Annotated in this window: 19 protein-coding genes and 2 pseudogenes; 16 read left to right on the top strand and 5 right to left on the bottom strand. The window is 68.5% G+C overall.

Annotated elements, in window-relative coordinates:
• Positions 1–7 precede the first annotated feature (7 nt).
• Positions 8–445, top strand: coding sequence for a hypothetical protein (locus ACWD12_RS34580; RefSeq protein ID WP_450102901.1), 438 nt, complete (start codon positions 8–10; stop codon positions 443–445).
• On the top strand, positions 446–1,054 hold the full coding sequence (locus ACWD12_RS34575; protein WP_450102900.1) for a hypothetical protein: 609 nt from the start codon (positions 446–448) through the stop codon (positions 1,052–1,054).
• A 556-nt stretch (positions 1,055–1,610) separates the two neighbouring features.
• Here ACWD12_RS34575 and ACWD12_RS34570 read toward each other — a convergent pair.
• On the bottom strand, positions 1,611–2,027 hold the full coding sequence (locus ACWD12_RS34570) for a hypothetical protein (RefSeq protein ID WP_450102899.1): 417 nt from the start codon (positions 2,025–2,027) through the stop codon (positions 1,611–1,613).
• Between the two features lie 535 nt (positions 2,028–2,562).
• Here ACWD12_RS34570 and ACWD12_RS34565 point away from each other — a divergent pair.
• The 7 genes from ACWD12_RS34565 to ACWD12_RS34535 all read left to right on the top strand — a co-directional run bounded on the left by ACWD12_RS34565 (position 2,563) and on the right by ACWD12_RS34535 (position 7,506).
• On the top strand, positions 2,563–2,766 hold the full coding sequence (locus tag ACWD12_RS34565) for a cold-shock protein (protein ID WP_358361346.1): 204 nt from the start codon (positions 2,563–2,565) through the stop codon (positions 2,764–2,766).
• 281 nt (positions 2,767–3,047) lie between these two features.
• Positions 3,048–3,476 (top strand): acyl carrier protein, encoded by a 429-nt coding sequence (locus ACWD12_RS34560; RefSeq protein ID WP_450102898.1) that lies wholly within the window; start codon positions 3,048–3,050, stop codon positions 3,474–3,476.
• A gap of 913 nt (positions 3,477–4,389) precedes the next feature.
• Complete coding sequence (locus tag ACWD12_RS34555; protein WP_450102897.1) at positions 4,390–5,154, top strand: 2-phosphosulfolactate phosphatase; 765 nt, start codon at positions 4,390–4,392, stop codon at positions 5,152–5,154.
• Between the two features lie 343 nt (positions 5,155–5,497).
• Positions 5,498–6,118, top strand: coding sequence for a DUF6461 domain-containing protein (locus tag ACWD12_RS34550; protein ID WP_450102896.1), 621 nt, complete (start codon positions 5,498–5,500; stop codon positions 6,116–6,118).
• 366 nt (positions 6,119–6,484) lie between these two features.
• Positions 6,485–6,730: a hypothetical protein gene (locus ACWD12_RS34545; protein ID WP_450102895.1), complete on the top strand. Its 246-nt coding sequence runs from the start codon at positions 6,485–6,487 to the stop codon at positions 6,728–6,730.
• A 273-nt stretch (positions 6,731–7,003) separates the two neighbouring features.
• Positions 7,004–7,204 carry a hypothetical protein gene (locus tag ACWD12_RS34540; RefSeq protein WP_450102894.1) on the top strand — a complete coding sequence of 67 codons (201 nt, stop codon included), beginning with the start codon at positions 7,004–7,006 and terminating at the stop codon, positions 7,202–7,204.
• 59 nt (positions 7,205–7,263) lie between these two features.
• The gene (locus ACWD12_RS34535; protein ID WP_450102893.1) at positions 7,264–7,506 is read left to right on the top strand and encodes a hypothetical protein; all 243 of its coding nucleotides are present in this window, start codon (positions 7,264–7,266) and stop codon (positions 7,504–7,506) included.
• Between the two features lie 362 nt (positions 7,507–7,868).
• On the opposite strand, the gene ACWD12_RS34530 is transcribed toward ACWD12_RS34535, so the two are convergent.
• Complete coding sequence (locus ACWD12_RS34530) at positions 7,869–8,456, bottom strand: hypothetical protein (protein ID WP_450102892.1); 588 nt, start codon at positions 8,454–8,456, stop codon at positions 7,869–7,871.
• 215 nt (positions 8,457–8,671) lie between these two features.
• On the opposite strand from ACWD12_RS34530, the gene ACWD12_RS34525 reads away from it, so the two are divergent.
• Together ACWD12_RS34525 and ACWD12_RS34520 are read left to right on the top strand one after the other, a co-directional pair.
• Entirely contained in the window at positions 8,672–9,322 is a 651-nt protein-coding gene (locus ACWD12_RS34525; protein ID WP_450102891.1) for a hypothetical protein, read from the top strand.
• Positions 9,323–9,869: 547 nt separating this feature from the next.
• A complete protein-coding gene (locus ACWD12_RS34520) occupies positions 9,870–10,970 on the top strand; it encodes a zinc-dependent alcohol dehydrogenase (protein WP_450102890.1) in 1,101 nt (366 codons plus the stop codon).
• 91 nt (positions 10,971–11,061) lie between these two features.
• Here the strand turns inward: ACWD12_RS34520 and ACWD12_RS34515 are convergent.
• A pseudogene (locus ACWD12_RS34515) lies at positions 11,062–11,444 on the bottom strand (NAD(P)/FAD-dependent oxidoreductase); the annotation flags it as partial.
• Between the two features lie 197 nt (positions 11,445–11,641).
• Here ACWD12_RS34515 and ACWD12_RS34510 point away from each other — a divergent pair.
• The 5 genes from ACWD12_RS34510 to ACWD12_RS34490 all read left to right on the top strand — a co-directional run bounded on the left by ACWD12_RS34510 (position 11,642) and on the right by ACWD12_RS34490 (position 16,102).
• The gene (locus ACWD12_RS34510; protein WP_358361364.1) at positions 11,642–12,424 is read left to right on the top strand and encodes a FadR/GntR family transcriptional regulator; all 783 of its coding nucleotides are present in this window, start codon (positions 11,642–11,644) and stop codon (positions 12,422–12,424) included.
• Positions 12,425–12,630: 206 nt separating this feature from the next.
• On the top strand, positions 12,631–12,993 hold the full coding sequence (locus ACWD12_RS34505) for a hypothetical protein (protein WP_450102889.1): 363 nt from the start codon (positions 12,631–12,633) through the stop codon (positions 12,991–12,993).
• 186 nt (positions 12,994–13,179) lie between these two features.
• A complete protein-coding gene (locus ACWD12_RS34500) occupies positions 13,180–14,382 on the top strand; it encodes a DegT/DnrJ/EryC1/StrS family aminotransferase (RefSeq protein ID WP_358361367.1) in 1,203 nt (400 codons plus the stop codon).
• Between the two features lie 92 nt (positions 14,383–14,474).
• Entirely contained in the window at positions 14,475–15,284 is an 810-nt protein-coding gene (locus ACWD12_RS34495) for an SDR family NAD(P)-dependent oxidoreductase (RefSeq protein WP_450102888.1), read from the top strand.
• Positions 15,281–16,102, top strand: a complete 822-nt coding sequence (locus tag ACWD12_RS34490; RefSeq protein WP_450102887.1) for an SDR family NAD(P)-dependent oxidoreductase — start codon at positions 15,281–15,283, stop codon at positions 16,100–16,102. Before ACWD12_RS34495 ends, ACWD12_RS34490 begins: the two co-directional genes overlap by 4 nt.
• A 182-nt stretch (positions 16,103–16,284) precedes the next feature.
• Here ACWD12_RS34490 and ACWD12_RS34485 read toward each other — a convergent pair.
• A pseudogene (locus ACWD12_RS34485) lies at positions 16,285–16,446 on the bottom strand (ROK family transcriptional regulator); the annotation flags it as partial.
• A 305-nt stretch (positions 16,447–16,751) separates the two neighbouring features.
• Positions 16,752–19,439: a family 78 glycoside hydrolase catalytic domain gene (locus ACWD12_RS34480; RefSeq protein ID WP_450102886.1), complete on the bottom strand. Its 2,688-nt coding sequence runs from the start codon at positions 19,437–19,439 to the stop codon at positions 16,752–16,754.
• Positions 19,440–20,052 lie beyond the last annotated feature (613 nt).

Here is a 20,052-nt window from a genome sequence, read left to right as displayed (position 1 = left end):
GGTCGTCATGACGAGCATGCCCACGCCGGTGATGGATGCGGCAAAACCGCCTGCAGCGACCAGTGTCAGGTCCTTGGCGCCGGTCTTGGCCAGGGTCGGCGGCTCGGTCTCCGATACGTCCTGGGCGGAGTCGGGGGTCGGCGGAGCCACGATCTTTGCGGCAGGCGACTGCGACCGTGTCGGAGTCGTCGGTGTACTGGTCGGCAGGGGCACGCGCGTGGGTTCGGTCGCCGACGTACTCGCCGTCGCGGACAAGGGCGTTGGCGGAGCTGTCGTTCCCGTGTCAGCCGTCGGTTGTACGAACGCCGTCGGTATGCGCGGGTTCGTCGTGGGGTATCCGCTGAAGGACCCACTGGGCGTGAACGCCGTGGGTGTGCGGTTGGGACCAACCGTGAAGGGCAGTTCGTACAATGAGGTCTGCTCGGGCGCGGGTGAAATCGTGTAGATGTACACAGAGGGCGAGTCGTCCTCGGGCGCCGGGTCGACCACGTTGAGTTCGATCGGGCCCGTCGTCGTCTTGGTCGAGGGCTTCGCGGAGGGCTTCGCCGAGGGCTTGGCCGAGGGCTTGGCCGAGGGCTTGGTCGTGGAGGGCTTCGGCTTCGTGGTGACCGGGGGAGAAGGCTTTGCCGTCGGTTTCTTGGTCGTCGCTTGCGGACGAGGAGTTTGCTTGGGCGTGGCCTGGTCGGTGGTCGGCTTCTTGCTCGGCGACACTTTGGGCTTCGTGGTCGTGGGCTTGGGCTTGGTGCTGGTCGGCTTTTTGGACGTGGGCTTGGACGTCGTCGAGTCACCGCAGATGAACGCGCAGGGCTTGACTGTGGATCCGCCAGGCGGAAAAGGCTCGGACTTCGTCGGGGTGTTGCAGAAGTACAGGCAGGTCGTCGGCGCCCCGGACGGAAAAGGCTTGGTGGTGGCAGAGCCGTCCGCCGCCATGGCGATACTGGGGGCGGACACTGCCACGAACAGCGCGACTGGCCCCGAGAGGATCAGGCAGCCGGCGCCGGCGGAGCTCACAACCCGAGTGATCCGTTGCAAGTCAATGCTCCTCTGGGGGTAGTGCCGCGGGGGCCGCAGGAGCGTAACTTGCCGCGGGAAGCCCGGGATATCCGTCTCACGACGCCGCGTCGGACTGGATAGTCCCAACTCGGCGTCGGGTAAACACGTTTCGCCGCAAGGGACACTGGTGGCGCGGGAGCATGCGGTATCGATGCCCGAATGCGCCGTTGTGCCAACGAGCTCGCGCACGGTTGCCGGCGATGCGTCCAAGCTGTGGGCAGGCGTGGGATGTGACGTAGGACGTGGGCGGCGGCGAATTGGGTGAGCGGGCTCGGCCGCACCGTGCATCGGGGCCCCAGCGGGGGAACCCGGGTCCCGGAATCTTTGCGCAAAATATCGGAGTCTTACTCGCCAGCGCGGGGCGAGGCTCTGTGTGCGTTGGCTGCGGCTGTCGCAGACGTCACGAACGACAGAGCACGCGTATGTGCGTTTCTTGACCAGACTACTGCCGACCAGGGCCGGCTCACAGGTCCATGGAACTTCGCCGGTCCGGGACGGCGCCGTCCGACTCCCTGCAATGCCGCGGGCGTGGCCCATGTCTTCGGCGGCTTCCTGGCTCAGTTGGAAGGCATCGACGGCCCTGACGGGATCACCGTCGGGGTCGCGTGCCACTGGGAGGGTGCCCACCCGGAGGGCGCGCGGCTGCTGTTGGTGTTGAAGGCACCTGCGCTGGAGTTCGCGGAGGGCTTGGCGCCGGACCTGATGCCGTCGGCGTACGCGGAGCAGTACGCGCCGGAGTTCGTGCGAAGGTTCATTCTCGTGACCGCCAGCATGGTCGAGCGCCTGACGTCGACTTCGTGGCGCGGACTGGTCAGCACGCGGAGGAACTCGCGTTCCGGCTCCTGCTCGATGAGGCCGGGGCGGTGCTGGACCTGTACGACCTGGACGACGACGCGACGCGCAGCGCGCTCTCCACGTTCAAGGCCGTCGTGTACGACGACTACTTGGGCGAGGCGGAGAGGCGACGTGGTCATGGTCGGTCCTTGGTGCTTGGAGGCCGCGGCACAGAGCTGGCGGGGCTCTCGGTGAGTCTGGCGGCTGGGGATGCGCCGGGGATGGAGGCCGCCGTGGGCGGCGGTGTACACCTCGTGTTACATCGCCCTGGGCTGAGCGGCTGTCTTCTACCTGCCGGACTTCGCGCACCGGCGGCACCGCGGTCGTCGTCCTCGAGTGGGGTGCGGATCCCGCTGGTGAGGCGTTCGACGATCCGTCGGTCGCAGCCCCCGGTGGATCCGCGCGGACAAGGCGACCTCGTCGCGGCGGTGTGCAGCGGGTTCACCGGCGTAGGTGCCGGAGAAGGCGGTGGCCATGACCGCGCGGAGGCGGAGCCTGCTTGCTCCGGGGCAATCTCCGTGTAGCGTCTGGTCCAGCAGTCGTGGTTCCGAAGTACCGTCCGTGAGCGCGAGTTCGCGGGCGACGTGCTGTCCGGCAGTCTCTGAGGACCAGGACGACCACCTCCGGTTCCCGCGCCTCGCGGGAACCGACTCTATCCGTCTCCTTGGAGGACAAATGGCCAGCGGAACCGTCAAGTGGTTCAATTCGGAAAAGGGCTTCGGCTTCATCGAGCAGGACGGCGGCGGCCCGGACGTCTTCGCCCACTACTCGAACATCGCCGCCTCGGGCTTTCGTGAGCTCCAGGAAGGCCAGAAGGTGACCTTCGACGTCACCCAGGGCCAAAAGGGCCCGCAGGCAGAGAACATCGTGCCTGCCTGACCGTAGCTCCGCCTGATCGCAGCCACGACGCCCGCCCCGGCTGCCCGGGGCGGGCGTCGTGCGTTGACCCGTCGCCGTGTGCTGGCGTCCCTGCCTGGACGTAGGTCCGTCAGCGGTTGGGGACCCGTGCGTACGCCACGGTGGCGTTGTGAGCCGGGAAGGTCTTCCGCGCGGTGATGACCCACCACCGGACCGCTCAGCGCCCGGAGTCGGAACACGCCACCGGGCTGACCGTGCCGCAGATCCGCGCCGCGTTCGCCTGACTGGACGAGCGCAGATCCGTGACGCACCTCCCGTGTCGCCTCGTCAGCCGGCCCGGGCCGGGCGGCCGTGGATGCTTCCCTCCGCAGACCGTAGGCGCGTCACAGTCGCGTCACGCTGCCCGCGGCGCCCGCGGCGGGTGGTACTGGCCTGCGGGGCCGGCGACCGTCCGGCCGCCGGTACTGCGAGGAGGAATTGCTGCGGACGCGTCCGAGAACCGCATCATCGCCGTCGTCGCCGACGAACTGGGCGTCCCGGAGGCGGAGGTGACCCCCGACTCACGGTTCGCCGAGGACTACGGCCTGGACGCCTTCGACGTCGCCGCTCTCGCGCTGCGCCTGGCCGAGGAGACCGAGGTCGTCCTGCGCGCCGACGACATCGAGGCGATCAAGTCCGTCCGGGACCTGATCGGCGCGGTCCGCGAACTCGCGGAACCCCAGGCGACCTGACCGCCACCACCCACGGGCGACGCGCCGACCGGAAGGTGCCTCTGAGCAAGGATGAGAGTCCTGACCAGAGGCGCCTTCCGTCTTTTGCGACGTATCGGAGCGGAGTCGGAAGTAGACGCGTTGCCAGGCGGCGGTTTTTCGGCAGTGGCGAGGGGGCCGTCGTGTGCGGCATGCCGTGGAAGAGGCGTCGCACGCAGGCCGGTGCGTGGACGGGCCCGGCGGGCCGGGGCGCGTACGAGTCGATGGTCGTGGACTCCGCGAACCACCACAGCTGGACCCTCGCGCCCTCGGCCGGCCGTGGCGCGTCACGGCCGCATGGTACGGCCCCGCTGCGGAAGCCCCGGCCGACGTCGGTGAGGATCGTGTCGTGGACGGGTCAAGAGGCCAGGATCGCGCGGGAGTTGGTTGCTGCCGCGGAGGCGTGCCCGGTGCCGTCCTGGTTGGACAGGATGACGACGGTGTCGCCGCGCCCGAGGTAGATGTCCAGTTGCCCGTGTCCGACGATGCGAGCTCCGTTGTGCGTCTCGTCGGTGAAGCCGTACGCGTAGCGCGGCGGCGGTCCGCTCGGTCGTCCTGGAGGACATCGCCCATCCCGACGTATGGGTGAGCAGATGATGGATCGTGACCTTGTCGGCCGGCGCGCCGCTGCGTGCTGGTCAGGCACGCGTGCCCCAGCAGCGTCTGCAGCGACGTCAGCGGGACGTTCGGGTCCGCAGCCATCCGCACCGCGAACGTATGCCTTGTGCCCGCCGAGGCCGTGCGCGGTGGACCGTGTGTGGCGATTGAGCAGACGGTCGTCGCGGACCACTTTCGCGACGCAGGCAGCCGGAGGTGTTGTATTCCGAGACCGTGGATGTGATGCGCATCTCACTCTCTGAATACCTCGGGTCGGGCATGCGCGACCATGGTCCGAATGGACTCTCGTTTCCTTGGCATCCCTGAGCTGGTCGAAGCCCCGTCCGTGGCGGTCGTGGTCGATGTCATGCGTGCGTTCACGGTGGCTGCCTGGGCGTTTGCCCAGGGGGCGGAAAAGATCGTGCTTGCCGAGTCGCTGGACGAAGCCTTGGCACTCAAGGCTCGCCACTCGGATTGGGTGGCGCTCAGAGACGGCCCGCCGGCGCCCGGGTTCGACGCTGGCAACTCGCCGGGCCTGCTGCGGTCTATTGACCTTGGCGGACGGACTGTTGTGCAGAAAACCACGGCGGGGACGGTCGGCGCCCTTGCGGTCAAGGAGGCGTCGCTGGTGCTGTGCGCCAGCTTCGTGGTGGCGGAGGCAACGGCTCGGCTCTTGCGCACACGCAAGAGTGACAGTGTCGCGTTCGTGGTCACTGGCGAGGATGGGCAGGCAGATGAAGATCGGGCGTGCGCTCAATACATCGCTCGGAGGGTCACCGAGGCTGGGACGGATGCCGCTGGTAGGCGCGGCCCGCGACGCGTGTCAGTCCTGCCGCTTCGGTCCACTCCAGGAAGCGCCCCAGACGCCGTGACGCCCATGGGAAGCTGCCCGGCGAGGACCGTCGTCCCGAGGATCTGTACGCCGCTGAATGGGTGGCCTAGAAGCGGTGAGGGGCGGACGGCTCGGCGCGCAGCGTCCAGGACGGGTGCAGGTGCCAGGTTCTCGGCACGGCGTCCGGCGGGGGCCAGTCGGAGTATCCCCGCCACTTGCCCAACCCGGTGACATACAGCCGCACTGCCGAACGTACGAACCCGTTTGCGCCGCCCCCCAGTTGCAGACGGAAGCAATCAGTGGCCTCACGCAGCGACGCCACGATCTGACGTGGGTCGAAGTGACTCTACGGCCCGACGGTCAGCCACGGTTGACGGCCGGCCGCCCGCAGCATGCGGTCGTCGGCCAGTTGCCATGGCAGCAAGATGTCGTGCCACCCGGCGACCAGATGCATCGGCACACTCGCCCGTTCGCCACAGCCTTGGAAATCCCCTGGGATGCTGGTCCAACCCACCTGGTCGACCGAGTATCGGCCGCGTACCCCTGTGTCGGGGGCAACTGAGAGGCTGGTGGTATGAGTTCGGTTACCGCGGCCGATTACGGCTGTATACGCACCTCGGAAACCTTCGGCCTCGGGCTGGAGTTCGGATACACCCTGATCCTGGTGCAAGGCCTTGGGCCCGCGCAGGTGGTGGATGCCTTGCGCGCCGAACCGTCGGGCGCCGGCAGGGGCATCGACCCGATCGTCCAGGCGGCGCTGGACGGCTGGGACACCGTCGGCGTGGTCGCGGTGCCCGGCGACGATGGCCCCTGGGCGCTGGTCCTGACCGTCACCGACGAACTCGCGATGCGGCCGCGGCTCTTGGAGCCTCTGTCGCTCGGGCGGCGCATGGTCATGCACTCCAGCAACGGCGGCAAGCCCATGCACTACTTCTTCTGGTACGAAGACGGAGTGCTGCGCACCTGGTTCGAGTGGGCCGCGGACCGCTCCGGCAGCACCCCCGACGACCTTGTCCCGTTGATGCGCGAAGTCGGCTGCGACCTTGAGGACGAGTTGGACCTGGACGTGTACGACGAGAGAGCGGCAGTCCTCGCCCTCGCAGAGCGGCTGACCGGTGTACGCATTACCGAGGACCTCCTGCGTGACGCCGAATACCAACTCGTCCGTGTTCCGGACGGACCCGACGAGGCGTAGGGCCGCGCCGACACCCGCACCCCCTACTCGGGCCCGGCCCACCATGCCGAGATGGGGGCCTCTGTCCCACCACCAAGCGGGGGCATCAAAGGTCCTCTCGTCCCATGCGTTGCCGCCCGGTTGGTCATACGCCGCTGGTGACGTGGCCATGAAGCCAACACCGTGTTCACCACGGCCCTGCGACCTGAAGGCCGCAGGGGCCTCTTTGCACCACTTTGTCGACAGCGAAGACGTCGCCCTCGTCCTCACCTGCAACGTCGCGCAACACAACCTGCCGAACCGCTTCCACGCTGGCCGTCGACGCCCTGTACTGGACGTTGGCGCCAACTACGGTTCGTCGTCCTCGCGGGTGAAGGGTAGGGGACCATGTCGCGGGACCAAAGGATCTTGTCGCGCGCGGCACTTGTGATTGCCGGTGCGTTCCTGTTCGCGATTCTCGTCGAGGACAGCATTTTTCTCCTCGTGCTGGTCATCGTTGTCTGCGTGGTGACAGGGCACCTCCTTTCGTCGGACGGTGCCGACAGCGGCGATGCCGGCGGGGCCGGTTACGACGGTCGGTCCTCTGGTGGCGACGGCTTAGGAGACGGCGGAGGTGGAGACGGAGGCGACTGAGCGCCACGGCCCGCAGTGCTCGAACAGACGAACAGCTGCATCCGGGGGCCAACGCGCGTCCCGTACAGACACGGCGCAAGCCCCCGAAGCGCGGAACAGAGCAGAAGAAGCAGCCGCAGGAACTGGCTCAAACGCACATCGCCTTCGCCGCCGTCACGCAGCTGCGAGAGGACGGGGTCCTGACTCGCCCACCTTCGGAGGCATCGGTAGCTGCGCCCCTGTTCAGTGCATTGGGATAGGTGACGTTGGTGCCCCACACATACAGGAGAGCCGATGCGTCCGCAGACCTTCCCCCTCACCGTGACCCTGGCCGCCGTTGTCGTCCTTGGCGGTGCCACCACCGCTTCGGCGGACGTCGTCGATCGCAGCGGCAGCAACGCTGTCGCCCAGAACAGCGCCGCCGTTGCCTCGGACGGTGTGTCCGCTGTGACGGACAGCACCGCCGTTGCCCAGAACAGCGCCTCGCTCCTCTGAACGCCCTCGCCCGGGCCCTCGGGCCCCGTTCCCGCCCGACCGGTCAGGGGGAGCCCGCGATGGAAGACGGCGACCCGACGAACTGGTCTCTGGCGGTCGCGCACGCCATGGTCCGCAAAGCACCTCCTGGTACGAGCCGATTCATGGGCATGCCGCCGCGTCTGCACGAGGCGTGCCCGGGCACGTATCCCATGCTGCGTGCCATCGGCGAGACCGAGGACCGTGTCGGCGGGGTCGGCAAGCTGACTCCCACCGACCTGGACTACTGCCACCGCTTCTTCCCGCCGTCGCAGACGGCGTGACCCCGTCGACCGTCCCTTCTGAGCGGTGGGAGTTCGTCGCGCTGCTCGAGCTTCCGGTGTGATCCGTCGTGGCCGCTCGGCGTTGTGTGCGCTTCGGCTGGGTAGGGCTTGGTCAACTTCGAGGAGGGGCCGACCATGCCGCAGATACGGATCGTCAAGCGTCCTACGCAGTCACGCCCGGCTCCTCCGCTCGACCTGCGGACGCCGTCTGGTCGGCCCCTGCCCTACTGAGCTCCGGCGGCAACCGCGAGGCCGGCCAGCCCCGGCTACCTGGCCACTTCGCGCACATCGCCCTTGCGCACGCTTGTATGACTTCCGAACTGCCGTCGAAGCGACATCGCAACTCGGCGTACAGAACCATGTCAGAGCTTGCCTTCGAGCAGTACGGTGCGGTGGCCACCGAGACGGCGTGCGAAATCCACGACGAACTCCGGGCGCAGCGTGGACCAGTTCCAGAACGTGAAGCCGAGATGGCCGAACGCGAAGTAGTTGTCGGCCCAGAGCCACGTGTGCACGGGAGCCGTCCGGCCGCAGGACGGGCACGCGACGGGCTCGTCGTGGCCCTCGCCCCAGGATTCCATGGCATCCATGAACCGGGCCCACGTCTCCTCGACGAGCGGCCCGTGCTCGTCGCCGAGGGGCATTTCGGCTGCGCAGTGCGGGCACGTGACGGCCGTGGGTTCACCCTGCCCGGCATCGAAGACCGTACGTTCTACGGTGACTTGCAGGCCGTTGCTCCACACGTTGACCAGTTCGGGATCCGGGTCCTCGACGGCTTCGCCGTAACGCGTCCCTGGCGCGTGCCCGGTGTCAGCGCCGAGGACGCAGTCGGTACGTTCCGCTGAGACGAAGCCGTCTGCAATCAGCCAATCGAGTATGTTCGCCGCGAGTACCTGCGCCTCCTCTGGCGTGGCCTCGATGTCGACGATCGTCTGGAACCAGTCGCCCATACTTTCCCTCTCCAGTGTTCGTGCCTGCGTACCGTACGTCTCGCGACGGGCAATTGCAGCGGCACCACCGACGTCGCGTTCGTATCGAAGCCGTCGTTCGCGGCAGGGCGAGCGGACTGGGCCGGCGCGGGGCCGGCCGTAGCTGTCCCGTCATCGGCAGGGCTTAGGGGTCAGGCGTTCGGCTGCGTCACCGCGCGGCGTTACGCCCGCCGACTATGACCGACCGCCAGACGTACACCTTCAGTCAGGCCGACGAACTCCTCGCCGCGGCAGCCTCCGGCGATCCGAAGGCGGTCGCCGACATCGTTCGTCGTGACCTCCGGCTCGCCGACGACGAAGGCGACGACGCCGAGGTCTGCGGCGTACTCCTCCGCGGCGGCGGACACGCCCCATTTGCCGAGGACAATCCCTGGGCCGTCTCCCACAACCGGGACCTGACCGAAATGCTCGCCCGCATCTGGGCGCCCGTCGCCGCCGAAGTCCCCGAGTTCGTCCGTACGCTGTCACACGAGGTCATGGGACTGGTCCTGGTCCGAGTCGGGGGTGAATACCGCCTCGGGTACGTGGCGTTCAAACCCGCGTACCGGAGCACGACGCGTGCCCCGTCCACCGTCACCGACCTGCCCTCCGTCGCTCGCTGGACGTCTCCGTCGGCGAAACCCTGCGCGCGCAGTTCGCCCAATGGAGGGAGACCGACGAAGACGACGATGACGACACTGAGTACGCCTACGACGACGATGACTTCAGCACCTATGACAACCACCGCCTGCTCGCCTCGTACGAACCCGGCATGCAGTGGAGCATCCTCGTACCGCCCGGTGCCGACGGACGCTGCCTGGTCTCGACATTCGACCACCAAGACCTGAGCGTCTTTGGCACCGCACCCTTCCGGGAGTGGTTCGACGACATCGCAACGGACACCCTCTTCGGGTCGGCCTAACCCCAGGAACGGACTGACACCCGGGGTCAGGCCGGCGCGTTTTTCCATGCCAACAGCCGGGCAGTGACATCGATTCACATCGACATTGATCTTGCGACGGCGCCTCAGACGGCGCCTCAAGTGACTCCCGAACTCGCCCCGTAACGACTCCACGAACGGTGACACAGAGCGGGGCCCTGGCAGGAAGAGCCGCGTGGGGGCTCTGGATCCGATGTCCATCCGCATCAAGGGCATGAATGCTCGAATCAGGCGAATCCGGTCGGGGGTTTTCCTCCGATTGCCTGGGTGATGCGGCGGCAACCCGCGAGCAGGCGTCGGCCCGTGCGTTCGATGGCTCGCGCTCTCATCTCGCGGTGTGTCGCCGGCTGTGCCTCGACCCGGCGCGGGTCGGAGAAGTTCTCCCGTACCACTGGCGCAACCAAGCAATCTTTCGAATAATCGCCCTTTAAGTTCGTATATTCGAGGAGCGGATCATGGGTGGCCAGGCGCGGGCGGCAGTCTTCCTGGGGAACGGGACCTACGAAGTACGGGAGTTCCCGATCCCTGATCCGCCGGTCGGCGGCGCGGTGCTCCAGGTCGAGGCGGTGGGCATGTGCGGAAGCGACGTCATGCAGTTCCACGGGCAGAGCCACGTCCCCGGGGAGGCCAGTCCGGTGATCCCCGGACACGAGATCGTCGGCCGACTGACCGCCGTGACCCCGGAGGCGGCGGCGAATTGGGGGGTGGCAGAGGGCGACCGCGTGTGTGTCGACGAGATCGTCAAGTGCGGCCGGTGCGCCTCGTGCCTGGCAGGCGGTACGGGGCTCTGCGCGAACCTCCAGCTCTACGGCTACACCATGGGCCCGGACCACGAAGGCGGCCTGTGGGGCGGTTACGGCGAGTACCTCCGCCTCCTGCCCAACACCCACGTGATGAAGGCCCCCGAGGGCCTCACGCCCGCGGAACTGACCGTGTTCGAGCCGCTCGCGAACGCGCTCAACTGGGTGACGTCGGTACGGGTCGGGCCCGGCGACGTCGTCGTGGTGCAGGGCCCGGGGCATCAGGGCCTCCTCTGCGCGTCTGCCGCCCTGGCCTGCGGTGCGAGCCAGGTCATCGTCACCGGAACCGGCGCCGACGCTCTGCGCCTCAAGACCGCCACGGCGTTGGGCGCGCACGCGGTGGTCGACGCCGAGGCGGAGGACGTGGTTGCCCGTGTCGGCGAACTGACCGGTGGGCGTATGGCGTCGGTGGTGATGGACCTGACGCCCGTGACGGCCACCGTGCGTACGGCGCTCGAGCTGACGGGCAACTCCGGCGCCCGGATCGCTTTCGCGGGCCTCAAGCACTTCACCCCGGTCGACGGCCTGCTCACCGACCTGATCACCCTAAAGAACATCACCATCCAGGGCTGCGCCGGGTCCACCCCCGGTTCCATGGAGCAGGCCGTCCGGCTCCTCGCCGGCCGGCCCGACATCGCCCGCACCATGGCGGGTACCCACGTGACCCTCGACACCGTCGAGCACGGCATCGCCCTTCTCGAGCGCCGCGCGGAGGGCGAAGACGCGGTGCACGTAAGCCTGGTGCACCAGCACTGACCCCCATCCGTGGCAAGAGCGTTCAGGGTGCGGCCGTCGGTTCAGGCACCGAGGTGGCCGTCAGTGTGGTCGAGGGAATCAGTCGTTTCCCTCAGGACGCGTCCCCCGATTCCCGGCCGGGCTCCGCCAAGTACCGTTCGACGTCCAGCGCCGCGGCGCACCCGCTTCCGGCGGCCGTGATGGCCTGCCGGTACGTGTGGTCGACGACATCACCGCAGGCGAAGACACCCGCGAGGTTGGTCCGCGTGTAGGGCTGTGCGACCCTGACGTACCCTTCGCGTCCAACTCCAGCTGGCCCTCGAGTAGTTCGGTACGCGGATCGTGGCCGATGGCGACGACCAAGCCGGTGACGTCGAGGTCGCGCTCGGCGCCGGTACGGGTGTCGCGCAAGCGCACCCCGGCGAGCCTGTCTTCTCCCTGGAGTTCGGCGACCTCGCTGTCGAACGCGAAGGTGATTTTCGGGTCGGCCAGCGAGTATGGGGCGGAACGGGTTGCGCAGGTGTGTTGACGAGTCCAGCGCCCGAGTGCCGGCGCTGTTCACCGTCGGAGGCAGGCGCCCTCGATCACGTGGTCCTGGAACAGACGTCGATCTGCGACAGGTATCGTCTGGTCGTCATGATCCGTGACCGACCGGGGCTCCGGCGTAGCCGACGACAGGGGTGAACCCGCAGGTGGACCGCGCAGTTGAAGGGCCACGAGTCGGCGTCGGGCACACGCCCGTCCACCACCAGGCGGTGGCCGAGGCGGTGGCGGCCACGCTGAGGCGGCGCATCCTGAACGGTGAACTCGGCGACGGCGACGTCCTGCCCAAACAGGACGACCTGCTCGCCGAATTCCAGGTGGGCAGGACCACCCTGCGCCAAGCCATGTGGATTCTGGAGACCGAGGGCCTGGTCACGGTCCGCAGAGGGAAGGTCGGCGGAGCGGTAGTGCACGCCCCGCGCCCGCAGGACGCCGCGCATATGTTCGGCATGGTCATGCAGGCACGCCGCGTCCCGTTGGAGGACTTGTCGCTGGCGCTGCGCTCCCTGGAGCCGGTCTGTGTGGGGCTGTGCGCACGGCGGCCCGACCGGGATCGTACGGTCGTCCCGGAACTCCAGTCGGTGCACGACGAGATGATCCGCCATCTGGACGACGGCGCGGCGTACATCCGCGCGACGCGCGGGTTCCACGAGGCGATCGTGCGCAACTGCGGCAACCAGACCATGCAGATCCTGTTGTCCGCCGTCGAGGAGCTGTGGAGTCGGCAGGAGCGACTCTGGATGACCGAGGGTCTGCGGGAGACCGGCCGGACCACCCGGCTGGCCGGGGCCCTGGAACACGCCCAGTTGATCGAGCTCATCGCCGCCGGGGACGACGTCGGCGCGTACCATCTCGCGGTGCGCCACCTCGAAGGCGCCCACGCCTTCCCGCTGAGCGCCCACGGAAGCCGCCCGGTCGAAGCCGGAGACTGAACAACGGTCGCAAAGGGCCGGATCACTCCGGCGGCCCGCGCTCGGCACATCTACGACGAACTGCGCACCGTCGGCGTGCGCCGGTACGAGCACAGGGGCCGCACAAGCCACGGCGCATTCGCCGCCGCTTGCGGCGCGCTTGACGGCCAGGTCCTTCCGTCGATGTACGCGGTCTCTTCTCGCTGTGTCAGGACAGCAATTGCCGGATGGCCGGGCTGCTGAACGGGTGGATCACCGAAGACCCGGACCGTGACCGGCCCGAGGTGGCGACGGCGCTTGCCCGGCAATGGGAGAACTATCACCGGCACGCGGCCCAGGGCACCGACGCGCCCGTTCCGCCGCCGGTCAAGCCGGAACGCCGGCGGGCTCGCGGCGTCAGCGCGGCTCCTGGTCACTTCCTGCACGCGACGCCCGCCGACACCGCCGACGCGATCAGGACGTACTTGGGGGACGCCCCGGTTGAGACCGTGTGGTTCTTCGCCGGCCTGGGCGGCATGCCGGAGGAATTGGTCCGCCGCCATGTCACGACCCTGTGCACCGAACTGGCACCACGCCTGCGGACCCCGTGACGCGAGGCCCTGTGTAGGTCGTGAGCCTCACCGGCCTATGTGAGACCTCAAACATAGCCATCTTTTATTCCTGGTGGTCCCTTGTTCTCCTTAACATATGCATGATAGCTATGTTTTCAGTCGGCTCGGCCGACCTTCCCGGGCGTGCCCATCCGGCGCCGGCCTGTCTGCTGCGAGAGGACTCCGATGACTGACGACAAGCGCGTGCTGTACATCTCCGCCGTCTACGACGAAGCGGAGATCGAGGCGGTCAACCGCGTGCTGCGCAGCGGCAAGCTGGGAATCGGAGCCAACGTCGCGGAGATGGAGCGCCGCGTGGCCGAGATGACCGGCAAGCGCCACGGCATCATGTGCAACTCGGGCTCGTCCGCGCTCTACCTGGCCGTCGAACTGCTGGACTTGCAGCCGGGCGACGAGGTCATCACGTCCCCGCTGACCTTCTCCACCGATGTCGCCCCCATCGTCCGGGCAGGTCTGGTCCCGGTTTTCGTGGACGTCGAACCGGACACCTTCAACATCGACGCTTCGCTGCTGGAAGCGGCGGTGTCGGACAAGACCAAGGCGATCCTCCTGCCCAACCTCGTGGGCAACGCGCCGGACTGGGACGTCGTCCGTGAGGTCGCCGACCGGCACGGTCTGAAGGTGATCGAGGACGGCTGCGACTCCCTTGCGCCCAAGCTGCGTGGCACGCCCACCGCGACGCGCGCGGACATCTCGGTGACCAGCTTCGCGTTGTCGCACATCATCACCGCGGGCGGCACCGGCGGCATGGTCCTGGTCGACGACGACGCGCTGCGCGAGCGCTGCCTGTTGCTGCGTCGCTGGGGGCGGCGCTCCGAGGTGCAGGTGTTCGGAGGTGTGGGGGAGCGCAGCTACTGGGAGGACCTGGACGGGGTCGCGTACGACAGCGGGTTCATCTTCGACGAACTCGGCTGGAACTTCGAACCGAACGAGATCAGCGCGGCGTTCGGCGTCGAGCAACTGAAGAAGGTGCCGGTCAACTTCGCCCGACGGCGCCGCAACTTCGCGCTCTACACCGAGTTCCTCGCGCAGTACCCCCAGTACTTCATCCTGCCGCGCGAACTGGAAGGGCTCGAAACGGCCTGGCACACCTACACGTTCCAGATCCGTCCGGACGCCGGGTTCACCCGCTCCGACCTCCAGCAGTACCTGGAACCGCGCGGCGTCGACACCCGCACGGTGTGGACCGGCAACATCACCCGGCACCCGATGCTGAAGAACTCCACGTACCGCATCGCCGGTGACGGGCTGCCCAACGCCGACCAGGTCATGCGGCAGGGCATTCTCGTGTCCGGCAACCACGGCCTCGGTGACGCGGACATCGCCCGCGTCACCGGCCACATCGCCGACTTCCTCAAGACGCTCTGACCGACGCTCCGAACGGATGCTCCGAGGCGCGCGCCGCCGCGGCGCGCGCCGCCATCGGGGGGATCTCCCCACGACCAGGAAAAGAGGCAGGCGTGTCGCGCTTGCAGGACCGCGTCGCCGTGATCACCGGGTCAGGCGCGGGAATCGGGAAGGGCATAGCCCGCCGGTTCGCCGCGGAGGGCTGTCGGATCGTCGTGAACGACATTCGCCAGGAGCCCGCCCGTGCGGCGGCGCGCGAACTCGCCGAGGACTTCGGCGTCGACACGCTCACCCTTGTGGGCGACGTGACCGACCGGGACTTCGCGACGGGACTCGTCGCCGAGGCGGTCGACCACTGGGGGCGGATCGACGTCCTGGTCAACAACGCATGGGGCGGCGGACGTACCAACCGTCTGGAGAACAAGACCGACGCCATGTTCGCCCATGGCCTGAACATGGGGCTGTGGGCGGGCTGGTGGACCATGCGGGCCGCTTTCGAGCCGATGCGGGAGGCCGGGGGAGGCTCGATCATCAACATCTGCTCGCTGAACGGCGTCAACGCGCATCTGTACACAGCCGAGTACAACGTCGGCAAAGAGGCCCTTCGCGCGCTCACGCGATCAGCCGCACGCGAGTGGGCCGAGCACCAGATCCGCGCCAACGTCATCTGCCCGGGCGCCAAGACCGAGGCGTTCGCGGCGTTCGCCGCGGCCAACCCGGAACAGGCCGCGGCCGCCGAGGCCAACAACCCCATGGGCCGCATGGGCGACCCCGAGACCGACATCGGCGGGGCCGCGCTGTTCCTCGCCTCCGACGACTCCCGCTATGTCACCGGCAACACGCTGTTCGTCGGCGGCGGCAGCCACATCAACGGCGTCGTCTGGCGGCCGGTTCCCGAAGAGGACCGGGAGGACGGGGCATGAGCGGGCAAGAAGATGCGGCTGTCGCGCCACACGGCGGCACGTTGGCCGGACGCGTGGCGATCATCGCCGGAGCCGGCGCGGGGATCGGCCGTGCCACCGCGCTCGCGCTCGCGGAGGCCGGCGCCGACGTCGTCCTTGCCGCGCGTCGACCCGGGCCGCTGCGCGAACTTGCGGACGAGGTACGGAAATCCACCGGACGGCGGGCACTGGCCATCCCCACCGACATCGCGGATCCCGACGCGGTCCGCGCCCTGGTGGACGGAGCGGTCGCCGAATTGGGCCGTCTCGACGTCGTCGTGAACGTCGCGACCTACAACCCCGGAGGTTTGCTGGAGAACCTTGAACGGGACGAGTTCCGCCGCGCCTTCGACATCAACGTCCTGGGCGTGCTTGAGGTCAGTCGCGCGGCGCTTCCCCACCTGCGCCGCTCCGGGGGCGGGTCGATCGTCCAGATCAGCAGCGAGGCTCCGCGCATGAAACTCGCCGGGCTCGCCGCATACGCGTCCACCAAGGCGGCGATGGAGACCGCGTCCGCGATCCTGGCGCGTGAGGTCGGCGGCGACGGAATCCGTGTCAACGTGGTGGCGCCGGGGACAACCGAGAACGCCAAGCTGTCCGCGTGGATCGAGGAACTCGCTCGGGAGCGGAACACCACGCCCGCGGCCGTACGTCACGAAATGGTCGAGGACACCGCTTTGCGGCGCATCACGCTTCCCGAGGACATCGCCGCTACGGTCCTCTTCCTGGCTTCCCCCGCCGCCCGCGGCATCACCGGGACCGTGACGCACGTGAACTCCGGTCTGATTCTCGAACCGTAGCCTTCACCGACCCTCCGGTTCCACCAAGTTCGCGGCGTACACGTTCCCGAAGGCCTCACGCCTCCCGAGGCGTCGCGTGTGATGCCGAGCGGGTCGGCCAACACCCGGGCGACGACCTGGCCTGCGGCGCCACGGACAGCGCCTCCGGCGGCGAGGGCTGATGCACGGATGTCGGGGGTGCCGCCCCGTATTTGGCTGCCGCCCCGGTCAAGCGCCGCTCGGACATGCGGGATCGACCAAGGGGCCAACCGGGCGTGCGGGCCGCCGAGGACAACGGCAGCCGGGTCAAGCAGATTGACCGCGGCGACCAGCGCGGTGCCCAGGCCTTCGCCGGCCTGGCGCACCGCGCGGTGCGCACGGTCGTCGTTGCTTTCCAGCCGCCGTAAGAGTTCCGTGACAGCAGTCGAAATCGGCTCCGAGGCACGTGGTTTCGTGCCGACATCTACTGTACGCAGGGCTGCGGGGCGCGGAGCCGGGGCCCATCAGATCGCAGATGAGGCCGGCGTGGCCGCGACGACCTCGGGACGGGCATAGTGCATGGCGGCCGCGCCGAACAGAATCTCCAGCCCAACTCCGGCCGGTGTTGGCGTCGCCGAGTCCAGCGGTTGTCGCAGCCCTGCGACCGCGCAGGGCTGCGACGGGTCGGCTCTTACCCGTAGTGGTGTGTTCCCGGCGTTGCGAGGAAGGTGCGGCCGTCCGGGAGGGCTACTTCAGCCTCGGTGCCGGGTGGGACGGTGACCGTGAGGGCGAACCGGCCGTCTTCGATGCGCCAGGCGGATGTGATCGTGCCGTATGGGGAGTCGAACTGGGCTTCGGCCCAGGTCAGTCCGCCGCCCGGCGTGGGGGCGATCTGGAAGCGGCGGTAGCCCGCGGTGTGCGGGTCGGGGTCGGCGGGTGGACGGATTCCGGCGATGCGGGTGTGGAGGAAGGAGATGACGGCGCCCTTGCTGTAGTGGTTGAGGGACGCGTGCGGGCGCCCGTTCTCGTCGATGCCGTTCCAGTCCTCCCAGATGGTGGTGGCGCCCCGGTTGATCATGGTGAGCCAGGACGGTTCGGTGTCCTGGAAGAGGAGTTCGTAGGCGACGTCCAGGCGCCCGGCGTCGGCGAGCACGGGCAGCAGGTACGGCGTGGCCAGGAATCCCGTGCCCAGGTGTGTGCCCGCCTCGCGGATGAGGCCGACGAGCCGGTCTGCGGCGGCTGCGCGTTGGCTCTCCGGCACCAGTTCGAAGGCGAGCGCCCGTACGTAAGTCGCTTGTGTGTGAGGTGTCAATGTCCCGTCTGCGGCGATGAACTCGGCGCGCCAAGCGGCCAGTACGTTGTCGGCGAGGAGCTGGAACCGCTCGGCGTCCTGGTGATGCCCTGTCAGTTCCGAGATGCGCGCCAGCAGGGATGCGGAGCGGTACAGGTATGCGGTGGCGACCGCGCCTTGGTCGACGGTGCGGAAGTCGTCGTCCACGGCGCCAGGTTCGGTCCATTCGCCCCAGTGAAAGCCCGCGTCCCACAGGAACTGCTCGTGGGGTGCGGGGGCGGGCCGGGCGGCTGCGCGGTCTGGGTGGCGCCGGGTGCGGGCGCGTTCGGCGGCGAAGTCGACCCAGCGGACCATCATCGGCCGAAATTCGATGAGTGCGTCGAGGTCGCCGTAGACGCGGTACAGCTCCCAGGGGACGATGACCGAGGCGTCGCCCCATGCGGAGGAGCCGGCGAACATCTCCAGGATTTCGGCGGGGAGGTGTTGGACGGCGCGGCCGCCGGGGTCGGGGGCGAAGTTGCTGAGGCAGCCGTCGTCCCATTGGTCCGCGGCGAGGTCGCGCAGCCACTTGACCGAGAATCCGGCGACGTCGTACAGGAAGGCGGCGGTGGGGATGTAGAGCATCCAGTCGCCGGTCCAGCCGGCGCGTTCGCGTTGGGGGCAGTCGGTGGGGATGTCGCACGCGTTGCCGCGGAAGCTCCACACCGCGATGTCGTGGAGCCGATTGATCCGGTCGTCGCTGCAGGCGAAGTGCCCGGTGCGACGCAGGTCGGTGTGCACGACGACGCCGGTCACGTCGTCCGTGGCGAGCGCGCGGTGGGCGCCTTCGACGCGTACGTACCGGAAGCCGTGGGTGGTGTGCCGCGGCTCGAACACCTCGTCGTCGCCGCCTGCCGAGACGACCCGATCCACCTGCCCCGCGGGCAGCGGCTCGGCGGTCAGGAACTCCTGGCCGCGCAGATGATCAGTCGTCACATCGCCGTCGACGCCGAGTGCTTCGCCGTGCGTGAGGGTCAGCTCATCCCCTGCGGGGACCGCGGCCCGGACCCATCCGTTGATGTTCTGGCCGAGGTCGACGATCTGAGCGCCGGTCTCCAGCATCCTCACCGACGCCGCGCGCAGTTCCTCCACGCGCCGCACGGGGGGTGCGGGGGAGTCGGTGAGGCGAGCCCACTCGCCGTACAGCCCCTCGGTCACGACCGTCGCCTTGGCCCACGACGACGCGTCGAACTCGGGCGCGGACCAGCCGGGGACGCGGCGCCGCAGGTCGTGGCTCTCGCCGTCCATCAGGTCCGCTGCCTGGATTTCGGCTGCGTAGGTGGTCCAGGAGCCGTCGGTGCCGATGACCGTGACCGAGCCGTCGTCGTGCACGGCGTGCAACTGGCAGAGCAGCGCGGTGCGTTCGCCGAAACTGTCGGCGATGCGCATCGCACCGGCGCGGCCGCGGAACCAACCGTCGGACAACACCGTGCCGAGCGTGTTGGCGCCCTCGGCGACCAGGTCGGTGACGTCGTACGTCTGGACCTGGAGCCGGTCGCGATAGGCGGTGTATCCGGGCGTCAGTTCCAGGTCGCCCACTCGGCATCCGTTGAGGAATGCCTCGTAGATTCCGTGCGCGGTCGCGTACAACCGGGCGAGGACGACCGGTGACGGCACGGTGAAGTCGCGGCGCAGCAGGTACGCGGGCCGCCGTCCTGCCGGAAGTGGCGCTCCGCCTTCGTCCGGTTCGATCCACTGCGCGACCCAGTCGTTCCGCTCCAGAAGCCCGGCCTCCCATGACGAGGGCGCGGACCACTCGCTCTCGCCCTGGTCGGTCCACACCTTGACCTGCCAGACGACCCGTTCGCCGGACCGCGTCGCGGGCCCGGCGTAGGGCACCAGGACGGACTGGTCCGAATCCACGCGGTCCGAATCCCACGCCTCGGTGCGTAGCCGATACGCGAATTGGCGTGACGCGCCGTCAGGCAGGCGCCACGACAGGCGAGGGCGCCGTACATGCAGTCCTAGTGGGGCGTCGAGGTGCTCGACGCGCAGACGACCGGGGCGGGTGGTGGAAAGGGGAGTCGGCTCGATCGGGGTGTTGGGCACGAGGATCCTGCCTGCCGAGATGTCGAATTGGGGGACGGCTTGGCCGTGGGCGCGATGCGGCCATCTTCTGGACGGCGCCTCCTTTCGGCTGCACCGAGGTTGCGCGCGCTACCTTGCGCATCATAGCCATGCTGACGACGACTCCCGCAGAGTATTCGCGTAACCGATACGCAGGTGGTTTGTAGGTGCCTCAGGCACGAGGCTGACCCCTCCCGCCTCGTGGGACTCCGCCATGACCGGGTTGGTGCGATCGACGTCCAGTACCGCCGAGAGCGCCAGTCCGCGACAACGCTGCAGGTCAACGCGCGGACGCTCGCCGCCTTGAGGGCCGAGCGGCGCAAGCTTCGCGAAGAGCGTGTTCGGAGCTTGCCGGAAAAGCGGGCGCCGCACGGGTAGCGCGTGCAACCTATGGGAGCTACGCTCCACGCACTCCGATAGTCAACCCGCGCGACGCGTAAAGCCTGGGCAGTACTACGTCGTCTTTCCATCCCCTTCGCACTCGGTCGATTCCGATGCTCGACTCACCCGCCATGGTTCGGCGGTTGCGCGCCCCCGGCTGACAGGAACTCCCGGAAATGGCCCGACATCGGCCGCCTTGCGTGCGTCCGGTGAG

This window comes from Streptodolium elevatio (genome assembly GCF_053592165.1).
Note: the sequence above shows the minus strand (reverse complement) of the source record. Positions and strands in the feature narration are given on the sequence as shown.